Source organism: Paenibacillus sp. J45TS6 (genome assembly GCF_018403285.1).
GTDB lineage: Bacteria > Bacillota > Bacilli > Paenibacillales > Paenibacillaceae > Paenibacillus.
The window spans coordinates 15,752-39,330 of record NZ_BOSJ01000017.1; the positions used below are offsets into that span (position 1 = coordinate 15,752).

A 23,579-nucleotide genomic window follows, 5' to 3' on the forward strand; every position below is an offset into this window, starting at 1 on the left:
TTCTCTACTTTCTTGCGATCCCAACAGTAGCATCAACATAAAAAATGAATGGTGCATGATGCCATATTGCACCAACACCTACGGCCATACCGGCTCAGCTCGCGGCGGATGCAGCCAGCGGGCTGAAAGTATAAACTATCGCGGCTTAGCGTTTACTTCTTGATTTGAATAAATGAATATTGTCCAGCGCTTTACCTGTACCAATCGCTACACAATCCAGAGGATTCTCAGCTACAATAACAGGCATGCCTGTTTCACCAGCAAGAAGCTTGTCCAGATTACGAAGAAGCGCACCTCCACCTGTTAGAACAATACCGCGATCCATAATATCGGCTGCGAGTTCTGGTGGACATTTTTCAAGTGTAACTTTCACAGCTTCTACAATAGAGCCCACTGTGTCTGCCAAAGCTTCGCTAATTTCATCAGATGTAATGGTAATCGTCTTAGGCAGTCCTGTGACAAGGTCACGACCACGAATCTCCATTGTCTCTACTTCATCCAGTGGAAGAGCTGAACCAACTTCCATTTTGAGCTGTTCTGATGTACGTTCACCAATCATCAGGTTATACTGACGCTTAATGTATTGAATGATAGACTCATCCATCTCATCCCCTGCAACACGTACAGAACGGCTTGTAACAATACCTCCAAGAGAGATAACTGCAACTTCCGTAGTACCTCCACCGATATCAACAACCATGCTGCCTGTCGGCTCCCATACCGGGAGATCAGCACCAATCGCAGCTGCGAATGGCTCTTCAATGGTGTAAGCTTCACGTGCACCTGCTTGTTTTGTTGCATCTTCTACAGCGCGTTGTTCAACAGCAGTAATACCGGAAGGTACACATACCATTACATTCGGATGACGATGGAAGAAAGAACGCTGTTTTTGTGCTTGGCGAATAAAGTATTTAATCATTGTAGCTGTTGTATCAAAATCAGCAATAACGCCATCTTTCATCGGTCTAATCGCACGGATATTCCCTGGTGTACGACCAATCATCTTTTTGGCAGATTCTCCGACTGCCTCAATGACTTGTGTATCTGTACGTATAGCTACTACGGATGGTTCTCTTACGACAATTCCTTTTCCGCGGACATAAACGAGCGTATTCGCCGTTCCCAAGTCAATTCCCAAATCTTTTGTAAAGCCACCTAACATGCTGTAATCTCCCTTTCTTTTCCCTGCATTATTAACGTTGCTTGTTTCATGAGCAACTGCAACTTTATGATCCGATTCAATAAATAGCTAGATCAGAACACAAGGTATGTATTCTGTTATTCCGCTTATAAACCGTTAACGTACCACATTATATTATATGAACCCTTGTTCCTTCAAACTTACAAATTTTCCATCACCGATCACGACGTGATCCAAAACCTCAATTCCTACAATATCTCCTGCCTCAAGAAGACGCTTTGTGAGCTTTATATCTTCCGGACTTGGAGTAGGATCTCCGCTGGGATGGTTATGTGCACAAATCAGAGATGCGCTGCTGCATTTGATCGCTGCACGAAATACTTCTCTTGGATGAACAATAGCAGCATTGAGACTGCCCATCGAGAGTGTCTCCTGAGCTATAACATGGTTTTTGGTGTTCAGAAACAGACATACAAAATGCTCTTTCTGCAAATACCGAAGCTGTTCCATCAATAAATCCGCTGCATCTCTAGGACTTCGTATTGTAGGACTACTAGGCAACTTTGACTGAGACAGTCTTTGTCCTAGTTCAATTCCCGCCTTGAGCTGAACCGCTTTGGCAGGACCCACGCCTTTAATTTGTACCAGTTCCTCGATACTAAAATCAACAAGACTGCGAAGACTGCCTGCCTCACTCAGAATTCGCTGAGCAACATGTATAGCAGATTCCTGCCTCGTTCCTGTCCTTAGTAAAATAGCTAATAGTTCCGCATGACTCAGTGCACCCGCCCCATGATGAAGCATGCGTTCTCTCGGGCGCTGTTCTTGGGGGATGTCGCGCAACATGTATCCTGGCGAACTCACCTTTTCCCTCTTTTCAAAAACAAACCTAGAACTTTCCCATCATTTGAATCTATAAGATCTAATTGAATCTAAAAAAACATCTAATTTTACGTTTCATCTATGGCAAGCACATGCATACCAAGCTCCGCAAGCTGTTCGCTTAGCAAGGACAATGGCAAACCTACAACGTTAAAATAACAACCTTCAATTGATTCAACCAGAACGGAACCAATGCCTTGAATTGCATAGGATCCTGCCTTATCGAATGGTTCTTTGGTTGCAATGTAGGCACGTATTCCTTCATCCGTTTGTGCTTTCATCTTCACTTTAGTCTTACGATGGTCTACGATGATCCGCCCTGTATCTCCCGATATGCAGGCCACTCCGGAGTACACCTCATGAGTACGATTCTGCAGCATACCTAGCATTCGAAAAGCGTCTTCCTCATCCTTCGGTTTGCCAAGTATCATTCCGTCCATTACGACAATGGTGTCGCTCCCAACGACTATTGCACCCTCCATACTGGATTCGTAGGAATCATAGACCGCCTTTGCCTTTCGAAGCGCTAATTCTTCAACGACTTGTTCAGGTGTGTAGTCTGCTGGTGTGTCCTCATCTGCATGACTTGGAACAACTTCAAATGGTAATCTAAGTGAAGCAATAAGTTCGCGTCGACGTGGAGATGTTGAGGCTAGAATGATTCGATGGTTCTGCTGCTTTTTCAAAGGGATAACTCCTTACTTCACCGATAATGCGATAAGCATCTCTGTTTTAATCGTTTTCTGTACTGACTTAAAACTGCTAAGGTATGATCAAAGTGAACATACTGCTTACAATTTGCGATAGAGCCAAATTGCTGACACCATACCCAGCAGACTAAGCAGGCTCATTTTCAATTGAATGTTTAGGTTATAACTAATGATGTCGAAATTTGCTTTTGGCGACCAACTGATTGTCGTCGTATTCGTTAGAATAGAAAGAGCCTTGAATTGCTCTAGACCCTTGGCTATGAAGGCTCCTATTAGCCAACCCAAGAGCAGAAACAGTAACAACATGCCGAAATTTTTTTTCATTGTACTCTTCCCTCGCCATATTTTGACACCTTCATTATTATACGGGAAGCAACGCGTAAGTACAAATACAAATCCGGCCTGGGGAAGTATTTCCATTTCCCGGCCGGACCAAAGGGTCACCTTATGTTTGTTTCATTACCTCTAGCAGCTGTTTTTCTTGAAGGATATAATCCATTACAGCAGACTGTACCTTCCACATATGCTCTTTATTAGGATTTTTATTATATTCGGATAATGCACTGATGGCAGTGCTCATTGAGGACTCCATCTTCCGTTCTATCTGCTTTCCGTTCTCAGAGAGACCTGCATGAATTGCTCCAACACTGCTCGTAAATCGATGATGTGCATCTGAGATTTCACTTAATTTGTCCTTTGGTACGGCGGTTTGAACTTGCTCGCTAATATGAGTAATCGATAAAGAAGCAAGCATGTCAGTAAGCGCTCTGCTATTTTCGAAAAAAGGACTAATCTCATCTGCATTCCCTATGAATACAACATCTGAAACGGCAGGCAAAGAGATTTCTCTTACGTATAGCTCTACTCCTTCTGTCTTCAGCTGATTACTTATTAGTTTTGCTTCCTCTCGATCGGAAGATACTCCTGCATATACTCTTGCTTCATCCATGGGGTCACTCCCTGCTGCAATCCCTGCCTGGGTGAGCTCTTTCTTCGCCTGACTTGCACCTTCTGCCATGCTAAACACACCATACTGAAGCATAAAATAAGTCGCTCCTGGGATGGATACCGCAGTGCTAGCAATATTGGGAGTTTCCGTTCCCAACGTTTGTGTCTGTGGATCCTCTGTGGGAGAAACAAGGTCAGTCCCTACCGCCGTTCCCGTTACCGTCTTTGGAGCTGTACTGCCAGAATCGAGCATGGACATAGCTACAAATCCAAATAAAACGCCCGTCATTACCGCGGCAGTTACCGAACCAAATACTTTCCATCCTCCTGGGGACTTTCGATGATGAACAGCATACGATTTAGTGGTTACCTCCGGATAGTGCTGCATAGGCAGGTCATCGTAAGGATCCCTACTATTTTCCCTGACAGAAGAACCCTCGGTTAGTGACCTATTCTCTATCATCGAAGAACCGGCATAGGGACCAAAAGGCTCGCCCCAATCATCATAAATCGGATTCCCGTAATATGTATCTTCCTTTCCTGCTTTCTGCTCTGCGGAAAGATATCCTGAAAGATTCTGTTCACTGTACCCTGTCGGATCTTCTTCCCCATCTAACTGGTGATATGTATCGAGTGGAGGGACGCTGCGATCCAGCGAGATTGGATTTATTTCAGTTCCCAAAGCAATCTTCTGATTAGTACGAGGAGACTCCATTTTTATTATGCGGTTGGGATGCTGATGAGAAGTATTCTGAGATTCCTCACCAAAACGAAATGTCATTCTCGCCTTATTCACGGTGTAAGCCCCTCCCTTGTCCTTTTTATCAGCTATATGTGAGAAAAAGGCTATATATGCATAAAAAGCACCATCTCTGCCTATCGCAGAAATGATGCTTTTTATTATTGTTCATGCCTGGCCTTCTATTTCAAACCTTTAGCCAGCTCATATCCAGCTTTCCAAATATCCCCTGCGCCCATAGTCAGCACTAGGTCACCTGGGTTTAATCGGTGTTCCAAATCTGCAACTACATCCTCTTTTGTCGGGAAGTAGGTTGCATTTGGATTACTGTTTTGCTTAATAAGCTCAACTAACTTAGAGGAATGAACCCCTTCAATTTGCTTCTCACCGGCAGGAGAGAAAATATCCGTAATAATGACTTCATCTGCTTCAGCAAATGCACGACTGAAAGCATCTAGCAAGAAGAAGGTACGAGTATAACGTTGCGGCTGGAATACAGCAATAATCCGTTTCCCTGTCGCTTTTGCAGCACTGATTGTAGCTTCGATCTCCGTAGGATGATGAGCATAATCATCAATAATCAGAATATCGCGCGCTTCGCCAAGCACCTGGAATCTGCGTTTTGCACCACTGAACTTCACGATCGCTTTCACGATGGATTCAAAAGGTATGCCTGCTTCTAAGCAAGTAATGATCGTTGCCATCGCATTGCTTACATTATGTTTACCAGGTACAGAAAGCTCTACTTTACCGAGCGGAGCTCCGCGATGATTCATCGTAAATGAAATATGACGATCACCAAGCGTAAGATCGGTTGCTGTATAATCTGCTTCTGCATCAATTGCATACGTAATAATGTTAGATTTGAGCTGTGGCATAATACTTTGAATGTTCTCATCATCTGCACAAACAATCGCACAGCCTTCAGGTTTCACCTGATTTAAAAACTTTACATACGCATTTTTCAGCTCATTAAAATCATTATTGTAATTTTCAAGATGATCCGCTTCCAGATTCGTTACAATCCCAATCCAAGGATGATAATGCAAGAATGAACCATCGCTCTCGTCTGCTTCAGCAACGACACAATCGCCTTTACCTGCTTTGGCATTCGTTCCGAGATTCATGATCTCCCCGCCGATGATGTAAGTAGGATCTGTTTCACATTCTTCCATAACAAGCGCGATCATAGAGGAAGTTGTTGTCTTACCGTGTGCTCCCGCAACGGCAACTCCCTTACGCTCGTTAAGTAAACGTGCCAACATTTGTGCACGGTGAAGAACCGGAATTTTTAATTGTTCCGCTTCCACTCGTTCCACATTGTCCGCAGTTGCAGCCGTTGAATAAACAACTAAATCTGCACCGTGTACCTGTTCCGCCGTATGGCCGATATATACTTTTGCTCCTTTTGCGGCGAGCTTTTCAGTTAGCTCCTGGGATGCCACATCCGAACCAGTTACCGTATAACCCATCTCTAGCATAACTCTTGCAATGGCGCTCATCCCATAGCCGCCGATACCGATAAAATGTACATGTTCCGTAGTATTCAACAAGTTTTCACCAACCTTTTTCAGAATCGGTTTGATGCAAAAGACTGGCCCGAACATCTGCAATTAGATACAATGTGCCGGACACAATCCCCAGATCGTCCGCTTCCGTCCGTAACTTAAGTAAGCTCAGTGCATTTTTCCATGAAGGTTCTACAATGATGTCAAGGTTTGGTTTGGCAAAGGATGGACGAAGCTCTTCTACCATATTTTTTAACTGTGCCGCATCCATTTTACGTCGGAAATCAGGCTCAGTCAGGATAAGCGTATCCACTAGTGGCAGTATATGCTCTAAATATGATTTGTGATGCTTATTCTCAAGCATGCCCATCATTAAAATTAATTTCCGATCTGCATACAAATCCTTTATCGTTCTGGCAAGTGTTTCTGCACCTTCCGGATTGTGTGCCCCATCCAAAATAAGAAGCGGATCATCGGACACTTTCTCAAAACGTCCGGCCCAGAATGCTCTGTGAAATCCTTTTTTCAAATCTTCCTCTTCCATATAGAACGCCATGTACTGGCGCAGCACTTCAAGTGTCATCAGAGCACAGGCAGCATTTGCACTTTGGTGCTTGCCCTGCATTGTCAGCTCCACATCAAGTTCACGAAACGGTCCATTATAATGGAATCTTTGACCATTCTTATTAACCTCAAGTTGCTCATAAGTAAACTGTTCGCCTGCAATATACAGGGTTGATTTTTTCTTAGCACAGGTTTCACGAATGATACGAATTGCTTCCGGCTGTTCAACCGTAGTAACAACAGGGACGCCGGGTTTAATAATCCCTGCCTTTTCAGATGTAATTTGTTCAATCGTATCACCAAGAATATCGGTATGGTCAAAACCAATATTCGTAATCACCGAAATGATAGGAGTCACGACATTCGTTACATCAAGCCTTCCCCCAAGCCCAGTCTCCCATACTATCACATCGGGATAGCATACCTCCGCATAATACAGAATTGCGAGCGCTGTCGCAACCTCAAACATCGTTGGAGATCCAAGTTCTGTAGCAGCTATTTCTTCCACAAAAGGCTTCAGCTTGTTAGCCAGCTTAAGCAAGGTGTCTTCCGGGATGTCTTCTTCATTATACTGAAATCGGTTTGTAAACTTGGTGATATACGGAGAAGTAAATGTCCCTACATCATACCCGCCCTGTCTAAGGGTAGAAGTCAGAAAGGCACAAGTTGATCCTTTTCCGTTCGTTCCCGCGACATGAATGAATTTCAGATGTTTATGAGGGTCGCCCAGCTTTGATAATAACAATTCAATTCGAGATAGTCCCGGTCTAATTCCAAAAGGAATAAGATTGTTAATCCAAGCTACTGCATCACTGTAGGTTTGTAGAGGAGCTGCACAAGCAGCTCCCGTGTTTTCAGACATTTTCTTCACCCTCCGATTGCGAAATTTGTGAGACTTTTCTTTAAGGGATACCGCGAAATAATAACCTATTTAATTAGCTTTGTAATTCCGCAATGCGAGCAATGACTTTACTGCGTTTATCAGAATAATCCGCAAGTTTTGCACGCTCTTCCTCAATAACTTTTGCTGGAGCTTTGGATACGAAGCCTTCATTGCCCAGTTTTTTCTCAATGCGAAGCACTTCTTTATCTAAATTCTCGCGTTCTTTCTCAAGACGAGCAATCTCCTGATCAATATCAATTAGTCCTGCGAGCGGGAAATAAATTTCAGCACCTGACACAATTGCCGTCATCGCTTTCTCCGGCGTAGGTAGAGAGATGCCTGTAGTCAGATCGGACGTATTACAGAATCTGCTAACGTAAACAAGGTTGTTATCGATGATCTGCAGCGCGTCCGCATTACTTGCATTTACATTCATTTCGATCTTCTTACTCATCGGCACATTCACTTCTGCACGAACATTACGAACAGCACGAATGAGATCCATCAGCATATTCATCTCGGCTACAGCCTGATCGTTAACAAGCTCTTCGTTAAATTCAGGCCATGCAGCAAGCGTAATGGTCTCTCCATCATGCGGCAAATGCTGCCAAATTTCCTCTGAAATAAATGGCATGAACGGATGAATAAGACGCATTGTATGATCCAGTACATAAGCAAGTACCGACTGTGTCTTACGTTTTGCCTGCTCATCTTCACCGTATAACGTCAATTTGGAGAATTCGATGTACCAGTCACACAGATCATCCCATATGAAGTTATACAGTGCACGTCCGGTTTCTCCAAATTCATAAGCGTCCATAAGACGAGTTACTTCTCTTGCTGTTTCATTTAGGCGATGCAGAATCCAGCGATCAGCCGTGGATAGTTCACCTGTAATATCAATATCCTCATATTTAATGCCTTCAAGATTCATGAGAGCAAAACGGGAAGCGTTCCAAATCTTATTCGCAAAGTTACGTGCTTGTTCTACACGTTCCCAGCGGAAACGAAGATCTTGTCCTGGTGTGCTGCCTGTTGAAATCATATAGCGCATCGCATCAGCACCATATTTCTCAATTACTTCAAGCGGATCTACCCCGTTGCCAAGTGACTTCGACATTTTGCGGCCATCAGCATCACGTACAAGTCCGTGCATCAATACGTCTTTAAACGGAATTTCATCTGTAAATTCAAGCGCTGTAAAGATCATACGAGCTACCCAGAAGTAGATGATATCGTACCCAGTCACGAGCACAGACGTTGGATAGTAGCGTTTCAGATCTTCTGCGTCTTCAGGCCAACCTAGAGTAGAGAAAGGCCATAACGCCGAACTAAACCAAGTATCAAGAACATCTTCATCTTGACGAAGATCTGCAGAGCCGCATTTGGTACAAGTCGTGAGGTCTTCCTGACTAACATGAAGCTCTCCACAAGCATTACAGTACCACGCTGGAATACGGTGTCCCCACCAGAGCTGACGAGAAATACACCAGTCGCGAACATTCTCAATCCAGTGAAGATACGTTCTCTCAAAACGATCTGGAACAAAGTTTACACCTTTTCCGTTCTTCTGAGCTTCAATCGCTCTTTCGGCAAGCGGCTGCATCGCAACAAACCACTGTGTAGACAGATAAGGCTCTACAACAGCACCTGAACGCTCACTATGACCAACTTGATGTACATGGTCTTCAATGTTAATGAGTACACCCAGTTCTTTAAGGTCAGCAACAATCTGCTTACGGCACTCACTACGGTCAAGCCCTTTATATTTGCCAGCTTCCTCATTCATAGTACCTGTCTCATCCATAACCGTGATTTGCGGCAGGTCATGACGAAGACCGACTTCAAAGTCATTTGGATCATGCGCAGGCGTGATTTTTACCGCTCCGCTACCAAACTCTTTTTCTACATATTCATCTGCAATAACAGGAATTTCACGGCCAATAATCGGCAGTACAAGTACTTTGCCAATCATATCTTTGTAACGATCATCTTCGGGATGAACCGCAACAGCCGTATCACCAAGCATGGTCTCTGGTCTTGTCGTTGCAACGGTAATGGAGCCGCTGCCGTCTTTTAATTCATATTTCAGATGATACAAGTGACCTTGTACTTCTTTATATTCGACTTCAATATCAGATAACGCAGTTCGTGCTGCCGGATCCCAGTTAATGATACGTTTCCCGCGGTAAATGAGACCTTTATTATACAGTGTAACAAACACTTCACGTACAGCTTTTGATAACCCTTCATCCAGCGTAAAACGCTCGCGAGAGTAGTCAAGAGACAAGCCCATTTTTGCCCATTGGGAACGGATTGTATTGTTATATTCTTCTTTCCAGTCCCATACCTTCTCAAGGAACTTTTCGCGTCCGAGATCATAACGAGTAATCCCGTCTTCTCTTAGTTTCTGTTCTACTTTAGTTTGAGTTGCAATTCCTGCATGGTCAGAACCAGGCAGCCAGAGCGCGTCATAACCTTGCATCCGTTTTGCACGGATAATAATATCCTGAAGGGTAAAGTCCAGCGCATGACCGATATGAAGCATACCCGTTACGTTTGGCGGTGGAATCACAATGGTAAAAGGCTGCGCATCCTTGCGCTGACCTGCTTTAAAGAAATTGTTTTCCATCCAATACGGGTACCACTTCTGCTCCGCAGCATGCGGATCATACGTTGTTGGCATTTCCGTCTGATTCGGCTGATTAGGTTGATTTGTTGCTTCAGACATATACATTCCTCCTGTTATTTTAGAAATCAAAATTCATTTTTTCATCAGTAGCAAGTAACGATAAAAAAAACAAAAAGACCCTTCATCCTCAAAGGACGAAAGGTCATTCTTTCGCGGTACCACCTTTGTTTCATACCAAAACATGATGACCACAAACTTTAGTTTGCGGGTTTGATATGACACTTTGTTAGGCAGTATAACGGCTGCAGCCGGCCACATTCTAGTGCTCTCTATGTACAAAGCATACGAAAGCATTCAAAAGGGCAACTCCCGGGTGACTTCGGATCAGTAAAGTATCCTGCGGAATCTCACACCAATCGATTCCACTCTCTGAAGGGTTTACTGCTTACTACTCCCGTTCTTCGTTGTTCCATGTGTAATTCAAGAGATCTATACGAACCACAATGAATTATATTCATTGTATCCCCAATCCTACAGACATCATACATTTCTAGTCTAAATTCGTCAACAGGCGAGCACCTATTTTCCGTATAGGGAAAGACTGGAGCAGGATTCTAGCTAAGTTCATGAAGCGTCAAAATACATAGCAAAAAAAGTGCCCCTGGCCGTTAACACGCCCAAGAACACATGGTTTTGTATATTAATTAAGGAATGTAAAGCACCTGTCCCTCTTCAATCGACTGCTCGGATAATCGATTATACAGCTGTAACTCACGCGTGCTTAGCTGATACCTATCTGCAATCGTATCCAAGGTTTCTTCCCGCTGTACTATACAGAGCTTGACCCTCTTGAATGGCGTCTGCTCAGAACTACCGCCAAGAAATAAGTTCTTCCACTGTACATCTTCTATCTGCTCTTCTTCACGCTTTTCTACTGGAATCTGCTCTTCTAACTGTAATACCTCTTCTGTTCTCTTGCTCTTCTGAAGAAGAGAGGTAATTCCATAGGAATCAGCAGCAGGTGCATCATTTTCTTTTTTACTGCCAAAAGCAACCTTCAGCTCCGGTTTTTCGTCTTCTGCCTCTGGCTGAGGTACATCTGCTGTAAGCAGCGTTCCCTCATCCTCCCAGGTAATCTCCTGATCGTCACGCTGGATCGCGGTAGGCTCTGCTGCTTGTTCTTCTATAGGTGTTTCTGCTTCTTGAAGACCTAAAGCAGGTTCCGCAGGCGTTTCAAAATGCCAAACTTCTGGCGCGGCAGAGAGCTCAGTCGCCGAATTTTCTTCTTTCGCGTCCTGAATATCTTTTGTCTCTCTTAGCTCCCCGTTCTCTTGATTCTCTATTCTCTGCTCTTCTATATTAGATTCTTCCTGCTGATCGGTACCATCATCTACCGAAAGAGTCTCATAAGGAAGATTCCAAACGTCTCGCTCCTCCTGCCCCTCATCATGAACCGAAGCCGGTGTTATATAAGGAGCATAAAATGTAGGCGGTACGGGAGAAGCGTCACTCGTGCGTTCTTGCTCAAATGAAGCTTCGTCATCTTCCCTAGCAGGATCGCGATGGTATGGATTATATCCGCTATACTCTTTTGGTTCGCTATTCCCCTGTTCAGAAGCTGAATTCGTGTGTACTACTGTAAATTCATCCGAATTCCAGGCAGGAGTTTCCTCTGTTTGAATCCCTTCAATTCCTCTGAGAGACAACACCCCGGTAATATTCAAGCTTCTTGTAGACAATAGGTCAACATCAAAATTCTCAATCTCAACAGCGATCTCTTCCACTGAGGCAACCCGGCTAAGCGGAATCGTAATCTCCACCGGGATCAGGTGCTGCAAACCTTCCTGCTCCTTATTCTCACCAACATACACACCTGACAACAGCAGATGGCCCCGAAGCGCTGCGTGCTCTTGATCTGTAATCACCTGTATTCGAGGATAAAGTTCAATCTCTTCAAGCTCTGCGATAGCGGGAACATGTTCTGGTAATTGAACACGCTCATAAATATCAAACCGAAGTCCGTAGGGCGGGTTTAACATAGCTGTAGTCCTCCTTTCGGGCATATAGTTACCATGAAAAAAGACCATGGCTTTCGCTCATGTGACGAGAGTTCAGCAATAAGTTTCTTCTCGTTGACATGTATATGCACCGAATAGAGGACTCATACCATTTTATGAGTATTCGCTCTATTGCACTTTTTTTCTCGCTTCATATAGTTCCGTCATATCTTCCGGCCAAGGCGCCTCAATGCAGAGCAGTTCTCCTGTAAACGGATGTTGAAACGTAAGCACCTCCCCGTGCAGGGCTTGCCTGCGGATCCCTTCTCTTCTACCCCCATACATTGTATCTCCGAATAAAGGATGACCGATGTGGCTGAGGTGGACTCTGATCTGATGGGTTCTCCCTGTCTCTAGCTCCAGACGGACAAGAGTTGCCTCGTTTAACCGTTCAGAGACCTTCATATGGGTTACCGCATGTTGTCCTGTAGGCGAAACCCTTCTTCTCTGTTTGTGATGACGATCTTTGCCGATCGGATACTGTAACACTTCTTCATTCTGAGTAATGACGCCATGAACGATTGCCACATAAGCGCGATCAATCGCTTTACGTTCCATCATCGAATTTAGTTTTAACTCAGCATATCGATTCTTGGCATATAGCACAGGTCCCGATGTATCTACATCGAGCCGATGGATATGGCGTACTGCAATCTCTTGGCCCTCAGATTCATAGTAGGCAGCGACCGCATGATCCAGCGTAATAATTCCATCATGTCGCTCATTCCCATCAGGATGGACTGGCATACCTGTCGGTTTATTAACAACAAGACAAAAATCATCCTCATATAAAATATCAAGCAGAATATAACGCGGAGAGATTCCTAGAGGTACAGACGGAAAAAGGGCCAGCCTCAGCCGGTCCCCCGCAATTTTGATCCCTTGATTTTGCTTCAATTCATGAAGAAGTTTAGGCGGCATGCCCAGCTCCTGCAAGAGCCAAGCTTCAGCAGCCTCATTCCGATTCTCGCCAGAGAGTGCCTTTTTTCCTGGAGTAAGCTCCAGCCATCCTCCTCTTCTTTTTGAAGTAATCATAGTTTTCTCAGCGCATTATAATTAGCTTCAATTGTATCTTCAATATCTTGTTCGGAATGCACACCCGAAATAAACATTCCTTCAAATTGAGATGGTGCTACGCTGACTCCTTCCTGCAGCAGATGTCCGAAATAGGCCCGGAAGAGATCCAGATTACTTGATTTCGCGATATCATAGTTCGTTACAGGCTCCTCCGTAAAGAAAGGACATACCATCGAGCCTACCCGATTGATTGTAATAGGAATACCAAGCTCACGTGCATTTTTCTCAAAACCAGCTTGCAGCTTCGCTCCCAGCATCTCCAAGCGATCATAGACTTCTTGATTGAGTAAACGGAGCGTAGTCAGACCTGCTGTCATAGCAAGCGGATTACCGCTCAGTGTACCTGCCTGATAGATCGGTCCAGAAGGAGCAATCTGCTCCATAAGATCACGACGACCACCATAAGCACCAACAGGCAGTCCGCCGCCAATTACTTTACCAAGGCAAGTCAAATCTGGTGTTACCCCAAATCTGCCTTGAGCACTGTTAAGTCCCACCCGGAAACCAGTCATCACTTCATCAAAAATAAGAAGACTTCCGTAATCTTCTGTCACCTGCCGGAGACCTTCCAAGAATCCAGCTACAGGCGGAACGACTCCCATATTCCCAGCAACCGGTTCAACGATCACAGCTGCGATCTCTTCTCCAAATTTCTCAAAGGCTACACCTACGGATTCAAGATCGTTATAAGGCACGGTGATTGTATTTACAGCAACCCCTTCTGGAACGCCTGGACTATCCGGCAGACCAAGCGTTGCTACTCCAGAGCCTGCTTTAATAAGCAAACTGTCTGCATGTCCATGATAAGATCCTTCAAATTTCAAAATCTTACTCCGTCCCGTTATCCCCCGAGCAAGGCGGATGGCACTCATCGTTGCTTCGGTTCCCGAATTGACCATTCGCACGATATCAATGGATGGCACACGTTCACAAACAAGTTTAGCCATTTCTGTCTCTATTAAGGTTGGTGCGCCAAAGCTTGTCCCTTTTATTGCTGTCTCTTGAATCGCAGCGATAACCTCAGGATGAGCATGTCCCATAATAAGTGGACCCCAGGAAGCCACATAATCAATGAACGAATTCCCATCGATATCATAGATTCTTGATCCAATACCGTGATCTGCATAGATCGGTGTAAGTCCAACGGATTTAAATGCACGAACTGGACTGTTCACACCGCCCGGCATATACTGTTTTGCTTCTTCAAAAGCCTTTCTGGACCGTTCCTCCATACGAGGCTGACGTTGATTGATGCTCATTACTTTCACTCCTCTTTGTGTAGTTACTTCCTGCTTCTGCCGTGCCCTTATTTCTCTAAAAGCCAGCGAGCCGCATCTTTACCATAGTAAGTGATGATCATATCTGCACCTGCTCGTTTCATGCTCAGCAAAATCTCCATAGCCACTGATTTCTCGTCTATCCATCCGTTCATTGCTGCTGCTTTCACCATCGCATATTCACCACTTACGTTGTAAGCGACCAGCGGGAGATCAAATTGATCTTTGAGGGTTCGCATCACGTCTAAATAAGAAAGAGATGGTTTTACCATCAGCATATCTGCTCCTTCAAGAACATCACTTTCTGCTTCACGAAGCGCTTCCCGTGCATTTGCTGGATCCATCTGATAGCCTTTGCGATCCCCATACTGCGGAGCAGAGTCAGCTGCTTCACGGAAAGGTCCGTAGAAACCGGAAGCGTATTTTACAGAGTAGGACATAATGGGGATATTCTCGTACCCTGCTTCATCCAAACCTTGGCGAATTGCACCCACAAATCCATCCATCATGTTAGAAGGAGCAATAATATCGGCACCTGCTTCTGCTTGGGATACCGCCGTTCTCACAAGTAGATCAAGCGATTCATCATTCAGAACATGTGCATGTACATGCCCGTCTCTTTCATGAGTATGAACCATTCCGCAGTGTCCATGATCTGTAAATTCACACAAGCATGTATCAGCAACAACCAGAAGGTCTGGATACCATGATTTGATCAGCCTTGTCGCTTCCTGAACAATTCCATCTTCCGCGAAAGCAGATGACCCTACTGCATCTTTCGTTTCTGGAATTCCAAACAAAAGCACAGCCGGAATGCCGAGTTCAGCAATTTCTTGTACTTCTTCTTTTAAGGTATCTAAAGAAAAACGGTAAACACCAGGCATGGAAGAGATCTCCTGTTTCACTCCCGTTCCGTAAGTTACATAAATCGGTTGAATAAAATCACTCACATGAAGATGTGTTTCACGCACCATACTGCGAATTGCGGCAGTACTGCGCAAGCGACGAAGTCTAACATTTGGAAATCCCATAATCGATAATTCCCCTTTCTGTCTTCCTTTATATAACCTAATTATTTATTTTAGTTCGCACAAAGCATCCGTCAGACTGTCCATTGTAGCCTTATCCGATATGATGCTTACAGAAAGACCCGCCTTCTCTGCCTCCTGAGCAGTAACGGAACCAATACATACGATATGCACTTTATTAAGAAGCTCTACTGGATTGTCATTACCCATTTTCTTCAATAGTGCAAGCAAGTGTGTTACGGTAGAAGAGCTTGTAAATGTGACAGCATATATTTTCCCTTTTTCCAGTAGCTGAATGACATCATCATCCCATTCATCGGGAATCACTGTCTCATAAATGTGTGAAACAGTAACTTCCAGTCCTTTTTCACGTAGTCGATCTGGCAGCCAAGACCGCGCAAGATTTCCACAAGGCAGGAGAACCTTCTGACCTGGCAACAATTCATCGCCAAAAGTGTCCATTAATCCTTCTTGCTGGTAAGACCCTTGCACTTCTTCTGCTACAATTCCTTTACTTCGTAAAACTTCTCTTGTAGTAGGTCCAATTGCTACGATTCTAGCTTTTGATAATGCACGGATATCCAAGCCTAGCTCTTCGAGATGCTTAAAGAAGTATTCCACTCCGTTAACACTCGTAAAGAATACCCAATCATACTCTGGCATAGAGGCGAGTGTGTTTTTGATCTGATCTCTTGTTTCTGCTGAAGCGGGAGGCACTGTTTCAATTACAGGCAGCTCATAAGCTTCTCCGCCAAGCTCTTCAATTCGATCTACCAGATCGATCGCTTGTGTTCTAGCCCGTGTAACCAAGATCCGTTTACCGAATAAAGGCATGGATTCCACCCATTTAAGCCGTTCACGTTGTTTAACCACATCGCCTACCACGATCACGCCGGGCGGAAGGAATTTATTCTCTATTACTTTGGCTTCAATATCCTCCAGCGTTCCGATTAGTGTATCTTGTTCAGCCCAAGTTCCCCAGCGAATAAGAGCCACAGGTGTATCCTTTGGTCTGCCATGATCCATCAATTGCTTACTAATATATCCAATATTCGCAACACCCATCATAAACACAAGTGTTCCGGTTGCATTCGTTACCTTATCCCAGTGAATCGCTCGGTTCATCTTCTCTGGGCTCTCATGTCCTGTAATAATCGAAATAGAAGAAGCGTAATCCCGGTGAGTTACGGGTATTCCAGCATAGGCAGGTACACTGATTGCAGAAGTTACCCCTGGTACAATCTCAAAAGGCACGTTATTCTGCTTCAATAATTCTGCTTCTTCACCCACTCTTCCAAAAATCGTAGGGTCTCCGCCTTTTAGACGAACGACCTTCTTTCCTGCTAGAGCTAAATCAACAAGAAGCTGGTTAATATCTTCTTGTTTCATCGTATGACGATTCGTTTTTTTGCCTACATAAATTTTTTCTGCCCCTGGTTTCATAATTCGAAGCAGTCTAGGGCTCGCTAGTCGATCATATACGACAACGTCTGCCTTTTGAATACATTCCCATCCCTTAACTGTAATGAGCTTTGCATTGCCCGGACCTGCCCCTACTAGATAAACTTTTCCTGTCATGGAGATCATCCCCTTACATCTGCTAGTATCTTCTCCGCACCCATTTCAATTAATCGGCTGGCCACAGCCTTACCAAGCTGTTTTGGATCAGAACCTGTTAAAGTTTGTTTCAATACGGTGAGCCCATCAGGTGTTCCTACCATACCCGTGAGTTCAATCTGTTTGTCTTCCGCGTTGCTACCCGTAACCCATGTGGCATAAGCACCAATAGGAACCTGGCAGCCACCGTTCAGCACATGTAAAAATTCTCGTTCAGCAGCAACCGGTTTGGCTGTTATTTCATCATTATATAAAGAGAGAAGTGCAAGCAGTTCCTCGTCATCCTTACGGCATTCAATGCCAAGTGCCCCTTGACCAACCGCTGGCAAACAAGTTTCAGGAGATAAATATGAAGTGATTCGATCACTCCATCCCATGCGTGAAAGACCTGCTGCAGCTAAGATAATTGCTTCAAATCCTTCCGTCTCCAGTTTACGCAAACGAGAATCAATATTCCCGCGAATCCACTCTACATTGAGATCAGGTCGATAAGCCTTTAACTGACTGGCCCGGCGAAGACTGCTGGTACCGACTTTTGCTCCATGGGGAAGCTCATCAAGCGAAGCTCCATTACGAGAAATCAAAGCATCTCTTGGATCCTCTCGTTTGGGTACCGCTCCCGTCGTAAGTGATTCAGGTAGTACCGAAGGCATATCTTTCATACTATGTACCGCCATATCAATCTCTTTGTTCATCATTGCCTGTTCGATTTCTTTGACAAACAGTCCTTTGCCGCCTACTTTTGACAGCGTAACATTTAGAATCTGATCTCCTTTAGTGACAATTTTCTTCACCTCAAAATCAAATTCAAGTCCATGCTCTGAACATATCTTTTTCAAATCTTCGATGACATGACCCGTCTGTGTCAATGCCAACGCACTTTGTCTGCTTCCCACGATAATTGTACGCATCTTGTTACTCCTCCCGATTGGCAGTAATCCACTTTATCATTTCTTCCTGTGACCATGGACGATACCGTTTTTCTCGTATTTGTACTAAAATATCCATTTCAAGTACCCGATCAAGCAGGCGCTTTCTATCTCTCCGATCTTCGACTTCAAACTGAATGACTTCTCGGAATTGTTGTAAAAAATCAAGGTAAATCTGATACTCATCCCCATAATCTGTTCTCAGCTGTTCAATAATTTGCTTTGCAAGTCCTGGGCTTGCGCCTGATGCAGAAACCGCAATCGTTAATTTGCCTCGGCGTACAGAGCCAGGAGTAATAAAATCTCCGGTACTCGGTGCATCTGCACTATTCACAAGAATATTCCTCTGCTTGGCTTCCGCAATCACTTGTGCGTTTACTTCCGGACTGCTCGCAGCCGCATATACAAGAAAAGCCCCTTCCAGGTCTCCCTGGAGATAGGGCTTCTTACGCCATTCGGCTTCACCCCGGTCAACCATGTGAAGAATTTTCTCCGTCACTTTGGGGCTAATAATAGTGAGCAGCGCTCCTGAACCTGCAAGAGCCTCTATCTTTCGCTCCGCTACCTTACCTCCGCCGATAACAATGCACCTGCGCCCTGAGCAATTCAACATAACTGGTACATAGTGATTCTCCATGCGCTTATGCGTCACTCTCCCGTCCAGCGATGAAACATAGACCAAGCGTTACTCATAAAACTAATAATAACAAAAGCATATCCAATCAAAATCCATCTTGCCATTACATGCTGGGGTGCATCAATATATCGTTTGGATACAAAATAACCAACATAGATACATAGAGCAATAAAAGTCGCGAGTACTTTCAGATCCAATAGATAAAGCCACTGCTTCTCGGCAACGATCGACAAAATAGCGAGGATCACAGATATGCCAAGAATAGGTGTACCGATCAGGCTGGCTTTGTTCATATACAATTGCAGAATTTCAAGGCTTGGCACACGTCTCATTGAATCATTCCATCGCTTTAACTTCAGTCTGTAATGTAAAAAGAGATAAATCATTGCAAAAACTGCCGATACCGTCAGTGCTGCAAATCCAAGATTTGCAAGTGCAATATGCATTACCAGCATACCATGTACGGTCTGCCAGTTGAGCAGTGTATTCTCACTCGGTGCGAGCCAAAAGTCACTAAGCACCAAAGCGCTGAAACTGACTACATTCAGAAGGAATACAATGTATTCAGACCTCTGTCCCCGGCTTAATATGAATGAAATGAGTACGATACAAAAGGAAAACAAGAAAATAAAATCGTACATGGAGTAGATAGGAACATAACCTTGATTGACCGTATAAAACACAAGGTACATAAACTGCATTATCGATACAATAACAAGAAGCCCTGTGCCTATCCGCTTTGCACTCGCATTACGACGAATACAATCCGAGAAATAAAACAGAAGGCTCAGAGCGTAAATATAAATGATGAAACTGTGAATTGTATCATGAACCGTCACTTAGCTCTACACCGCCTTACAGACTCACAGGAACATAAGTTAGACGCGAAGATTCCTTTGCAGCGCCATGGTTCATTTCCATGGCAGGCTGTAAGCTCCCATGTGAAAGAGCAACGTCCTGTTTCTTGTCATCGATCTCATCCTCGAGCCCAAACATTTTGGTGAACATCAATAAAGCATCGTCTGCATTTTTTTCTGCAGCCATTTCTTTAATTTGGTTAATCGGCTCATGAGTTATTTGATTCAGCATACTTTTGGTAAGCCGCCGAATGACTTTGCGCTGTCTGTCATCCAGTTCCGGCAACTTATTAAATAAACTTTCGAGTGTATCCTCGTGAACGGTATTTGCTTTTTCTTGAAGGGCACGAATGACAGGGCGTACCCCCAGCGTTTTAAGCCACTGCTGAAAAGTTATCATTTCTTCTTCAATAAATGCGTCAATCTTAGCGGCTTCCATACGGCGCATTTCAAGATTAGTTTCTACTACGCCTTCCAAATCATCAATATCATATAAGTAAACATTGGACATATCACTGATCGCTGGATCAATGTCTCTTGGAACGGCAATGTCAATCATAAAGAGTGGACGTGCTTTTCTCCGCTTCATGCTTTCTTTTATCATATCCACAGAAATAACAAAGTCTTTGGCACCCGTAGAACTGATCAGAATGTCAACTTCATGTAATCTAGAAAATGCCTGCTCCATGGTACAAGCGGTTCCTTGAAATTTCTTAGCCAATTCTTCAGCACGTAGAAAGGTCCGATTCGCGACAATAACTTCTTCCGCTCCATTTGCGTACAAATGTTGCACGGTTAGTTCGCTCATTTTTCCTGCACCAAGAATCATTACTTTTTTGTTCGAAAACGAACCAAAAATCCGCTTGCCAAGTTCCACGGCTGCATAACTCACCGAAACGGCAGCTTCCCCAATGGATGTTTCAGAATGTGCCCTTTTACCAACCGTAATCGCATGTTTAAATAGTTCATTAAACCACGTACCTGTTGCTTTCTCTTGCTGTGCACATAAAAAAGCTTGTTTGACTTGCCCAAGAATTTGAGTCTCTCCGATCACCATAGAGTCAAGCCCGCTTGTCACACGAAACAGATGACGGATTGCCTGCTCATTTTCGTAGATATAAAGATGTTGGGTAAATTCTTCACGGGAAATCCCAAACCATTTCTCCATAAAACTACGAATAAAATAGCCGCACATATGAAGACGATCGACTACCACATACATTTCTGTCCGGTTGCATGTAGCTACAATGACGCCTTCCAATACACTATTTGTCTTTTTTAGCTGCTGGAGTGCAAGGGATAAGTCCTTCTCATCAAACGTAAAACGTTCCCTGACTTCTACAGGCGCTGTGCGGTAGTTCAATCCAACTGCGACGATGTGCATTGCAAGTTCACCTGCCTCTACGATTTTGTAAATTTGTAAATGATCTATATCACAATGCGCTGTAAACAGCACATGATCTTGAGTATATAATGCAAACAATAACCAGTATAACATATGTATTTGCCCGGCTAAGTGCTTTTTATGACATGTTTATGAAATCCTCATTTTAAAGGTATAGCGCTCGCTTAATTTTACCGGCTCTTCCTATCTTTATGCAGGGACGCAGGCAGCCTACACCTTTTTAAGTTAAAATCTCAAACTCTAATTATTCATCCCATTAAGTATACCAGAATTGTAAAATATCTACATATATAAAACAACCATGGATTATTGATCCATGGTTGTAAGTTCATTTCATATTATTAACTTTCCATCAAACAAGTTCGATTTGATTCATTTCAGGCGTTTCGACCTTCATTTCACCTAAACCGCGAACTAATTTTTTGGCGTACGTTTTTTCTGGTTTTAATACGGACACCAGGTAGTCAATGGCTAACTGCGGGTCTACCGTTTCTCCACAAGTGTAACAATCAATTGCGGCAAAACCTCTCTCAGGGTACGTGTGAATCGAGAGATGGCTCTCTGACAGCAATACAAGTACTGTCGCTCCTTGAGGTTCAAATTGCTTTGATTGTACAGACAATACTGTAGCACCACAAGCCTCAGCTGCATCAATCAACTGTGCTTGCAAAAACTCCTCATTGTTCAGTAAATCGAAGTCGACTCCCCAAGTATCAACAGCAACGTGTCTTCCGAAAGTTGAATATTCCATCTTCCGGTTCCCCCTTCCTAGGAATAAAATGTTTGAAAAAATTTCATCCGCTAGGACCTACGTCATTCACTTCCCGAGGGAATAATCTCTCGCAACATTCAATGTCCTGAGTGAATCCTGGTTCCTATATTCTTTTCAACGAGATTAAAAATAACATCTATCTGAGGCAATTGCAATAGTTATTTTACAAGTACTACAAATAAATACATTCGCTACTATGAGATAGATCACACAACCTTCATCATCAGAATTACCGGGGTTTAAATCTAAGCTTCACTCCGGTTTGATACACCGATTTTTCGTAAGGATTTGTGATCTAAAAAGGGCATTCATCCATTATTTATATCAAACAAAAAAACTCCATACCACAATAGGGTAAGGAGTTTTTGAAAAATAAAATGCTAACGTATTTCCTTACGGAAATACTTATGCTTCTAAAGCGAATAAAGTAACTGTATGAGTGCGCAATTGCTCGTCAATCTTAGCAATTTCTTCTTGACTACAAGTTGCATTCCGTAAATCAAGCAGTCCGTTAACTCTTCTTTTAACCTTTGTAATCTGTTGCTCGATCTTTCTCATTCGGAATACATCTTCCATTTCCTGAAGTGTATTTTTGTATTGATATACCGTCTGGGATTGATTTTCTTTTACTTCAACAATTTTTCGCACAGATCCTTTTGAATAAACATAAGACATTGTAAACCCAGCATATACCCGATTTACAATCCCATCTCCTTTAAAGCTAAGGAATAACCTCCGCACTAAATTAGCTAAGTGTAGATTTACCAAGCGGCAAGATAACTCACAGACATAAAACCCTTCTCTACGATCAAATGGAAAATGAACTTCCTCGCCTGCATGATCCTCTAGTACAACTTCCTGTCCCCCATTACCGAGAACTTTCACTCTTGAATGGACCTGGCCGTCTTCTGCCATCTGCAAGAACTGTTTCATTTGAGTTTCCGACAATTTCAAAGTGGCTTTAACATATTCTGTGGCTAACCGCTGAGCCATAAAAATCTCCCCAATTCTTTCCTGATTCATCAGGCCGGTGTATTCACCGGAATTTTCGTAACAAGCTTATGCCTGACTCTATTATACACTACCTTTTAAACGGTTCGCTCCTTCTCTAAACCATAAAAACTCGCGCAAAAACCGTAAAAAAAGGGATAAGCGCTTAAATTCTATAGCTGATAGGGAAGTTGCTCACTTTCCTGCATTAAAAGTTCATGCTAACTCTGTCATCCTGCATTTTAGGCTTGTCACACTTCGTGAGTTGAGGTTTCCTGACCTTCTTCTACTTCATCCTGCTCTTCTTCCTCACCGAATGGATCATTAGAGAATGCATAGCGGGAAATCACTGCCCATAGTTCATCTCTGCCAAGACCTTCTTCCGAAGAAAAAGATACAAATGAATCATCTGGATGGATCTGAAGGGCTTCTTTTATAATTTTTGCATGTCTCGCACGTTTTGTTTTTGGAATCTTGTCCATTTTTGTAGTCACGATGCAAACAGGAAGACCATGGTGTTTGAGCCAATCATACATCATAATGTCATCCTTGGTTGGTGCATGACGCATATCGATCATCTGCATCACAAGTTTAAGCTCTTCACGTTCGAGCAAATATTGCTCCATCATTTTCCCAAATAAGGCGCGCTGTGTTTTGGAAACTTTGGCATACCCATAACCCGGGAAATCAACAAAATAAAGTTGATCATTAATACGATAATAATTAAGTTGCTGGGTTTTACCTGGTGTGGAACTTGTTCGTGCCAGGTTTTTACGATTAATCATTCGATTAATCAGCGATGATTTACCCACATTGGAACGCCCTGCCAGAGCAATCTCCGGCAAGGCGTCCTCAGGATATTGACTAGGGCTTACAGCACTAATAATAAATTCTGATTTTGTTACTTTCATAGTTGATAATTGTCC

At 43.6% G+C, this 23,579-nt stretch carries 20 protein-coding genes and 1 other annotated feature; all 20 genes read right to left on the minus strand.

The features are described from left to right. Positions 1-145 precede the first annotated feature (145 nt). A complete protein-coding gene (locus KJS58_RS19885; RefSeq protein ID WP_160036354.1) occupies positions 146-1,162 on the minus strand; it encodes a rod shape-determining protein in 1,017 nt (338 codons plus the stop codon). Between the two features lie 153 nt (positions 1,163-1,315). After that, entirely contained in the window at positions 1,316-1,987 is a 672-nt protein-coding gene (gene radC / locus KJS58_RS19890) for a RadC family protein (RefSeq protein ID WP_213535259.1), read from the minus strand. A gap of 104 nt (positions 1,988-2,091) precedes the next feature. Then, complete coding sequence (locus KJS58_RS19895) at positions 2,092-2,709, minus strand: Maf family protein (protein ID WP_213535173.1); 618 nt, start codon at positions 2,707-2,709, stop codon at positions 2,092-2,094. 105 nt (positions 2,710-2,814) lie between these two features. Then, positions 2,815-3,039 carry a DUF4321 domain-containing protein gene (locus KJS58_RS19900; protein WP_374705840.1) on the minus strand — a complete coding sequence of 75 codons (225 nt, stop codon included), beginning with the start codon at positions 3,037-3,039 and terminating at the stop codon, positions 2,815-2,817. A 139-nt stretch (positions 3,040-3,178) separates the two neighbouring features. Then, positions 3,179-4,477 carry an SPOR domain-containing protein gene (locus KJS58_RS19905; protein WP_213535174.1) on the minus strand — a complete coding sequence of 433 codons (1,299 nt, stop codon included), beginning with the start codon at positions 4,475-4,477 and terminating at the stop codon, positions 3,179-3,181. 125 nt (positions 4,478-4,602) lie between these two features. After that, complete coding sequence (murC, locus tag KJS58_RS19910; RefSeq protein WP_213535176.1) at positions 4,603-5,970, minus strand: UDP-N-acetylmuramate--L-alanine ligase; 1,368 nt, start codon at positions 5,968-5,970, stop codon at positions 4,603-4,605. Positions 5,971-5,977: 7 nt separating this feature from the next. After that, a complete protein-coding gene (locus KJS58_RS19915) occupies positions 5,978-7,354 on the minus strand; it encodes a bifunctional folylpolyglutamate synthase/dihydrofolate synthase (protein WP_213535177.1) in 1,377 nt (458 codons plus the stop codon). Between the two features lie 73 nt (positions 7,355-7,427). Beyond that, positions 7,428-10,106: a valine--tRNA ligase gene (locus KJS58_RS19920; RefSeq protein ID WP_213535180.1), complete on the minus strand. Its 2,679-nt coding sequence runs from the start codon at positions 10,104-10,106 to the stop codon at positions 7,428-7,430. Between the two features lie 88 nt (positions 10,107-10,194). Further along, positions 10,195-10,478 (minus strand) — a binding site (T-box leader). Positions 10,479-10,711: 233 nt separating this feature from the next. After that, on the minus strand, positions 10,712-12,046 hold the full coding sequence (locus KJS58_RS19925) for a LysM peptidoglycan-binding domain-containing protein (RefSeq protein WP_213535181.1): 1,335 nt from the start codon (positions 12,044-12,046) through the stop codon (positions 10,712-10,714). Between the two features lie 147 nt (positions 12,047-12,193). Further along, positions 12,194-13,099: an RluA family pseudouridine synthase gene (locus KJS58_RS19930; protein ID WP_213535184.1), complete on the minus strand. Its 906-nt coding sequence runs from the start codon at positions 13,097-13,099 to the stop codon at positions 12,194-12,196. Further along, entirely contained in the window at positions 13,096-14,400 is a 1,305-nt protein-coding gene (hemL, locus tag KJS58_RS19935) for a glutamate-1-semialdehyde 2,1-aminomutase (RefSeq protein ID WP_213535186.1), read from the minus strand. The genes KJS58_RS19930 and hemL overlap by 4 nt, the downstream gene beginning before the upstream one ends. A gap of 47 nt (positions 14,401-14,447) precedes the next feature. Further along, positions 14,448-15,449, minus strand: coding sequence for a porphobilinogen synthase (hemB, locus tag KJS58_RS19940; RefSeq protein WP_213535187.1), 1,002 nt, complete (start codon positions 15,447-15,449; stop codon positions 14,448-14,450). A 45-nt stretch (positions 15,450-15,494) separates the two neighbouring features. Continuing rightward, positions 15,495-17,024: a uroporphyrinogen-III C-methyltransferase gene (cobA, locus tag KJS58_RS19945; RefSeq protein ID WP_213535189.1), complete on the minus strand. Its 1,530-nt coding sequence runs from the start codon at positions 17,022-17,024 to the stop codon at positions 15,495-15,497. Positions 17,025-17,029: 5 nt separating this feature from the next. After that, positions 17,030-17,974, minus strand: a complete 945-nt coding sequence (hemC, locus tag KJS58_RS19950) for a hydroxymethylbilane synthase (protein WP_213535190.1) — start codon at positions 17,972-17,974, stop codon at positions 17,030-17,032. Between the two features lie 4 nt (positions 17,975-17,978). After that, complete coding sequence (locus KJS58_RS19955) at positions 17,979-18,629, minus strand: precorrin-2 dehydrogenase/sirohydrochlorin ferrochelatase family protein (protein WP_213535191.1); 651 nt, start codon at positions 18,627-18,629, stop codon at positions 17,979-17,981. A gap of 11 nt (positions 18,630-18,640) precedes the next feature. After that, positions 18,641-19,468 (minus strand): cytochrome c biogenesis protein CcsA, encoded by an 828-nt coding sequence (gene ccsA / locus KJS58_RS19960; RefSeq protein WP_213535194.1) that lies wholly within the window; start codon positions 19,466-19,468, stop codon positions 18,641-18,643. 16 nt (positions 19,469-19,484) lie between these two features. Further along, positions 19,485-20,870, minus strand: coding sequence for a glutamyl-tRNA reductase (gene hemA / locus KJS58_RS19965; protein WP_213535260.1), 1,386 nt, complete (start codon positions 20,868-20,870; stop codon positions 19,485-19,487). A 373-nt stretch (positions 20,871-21,243) separates the two neighbouring features. Next, a complete protein-coding gene (gene speD / locus KJS58_RS19970; RefSeq protein ID WP_213535195.1) occupies positions 21,244-21,642 on the minus strand; it encodes an adenosylmethionine decarboxylase in 399 nt (132 codons plus the stop codon). Between the two features lie 426 nt (positions 21,643-22,068). Then, on the minus strand, positions 22,069-22,656 hold the full coding sequence (locus KJS58_RS19975) for a non-ribosomal peptide synthetase module (protein ID WP_213535196.1): 588 nt from the start codon (positions 22,654-22,656) through the stop codon (positions 22,069-22,071). Between the two features lie 248 nt (positions 22,657-22,904). Further along, positions 22,905-23,564: a ribosome biogenesis GTP-binding protein YihA/YsxC gene (gene yihA / locus KJS58_RS19980; protein ID WP_213535198.1), complete on the minus strand. Its 660-nt coding sequence runs from the start codon at positions 23,562-23,564 to the stop codon at positions 22,905-22,907. Positions 23,565-23,579 lie beyond the last annotated feature (15 nt).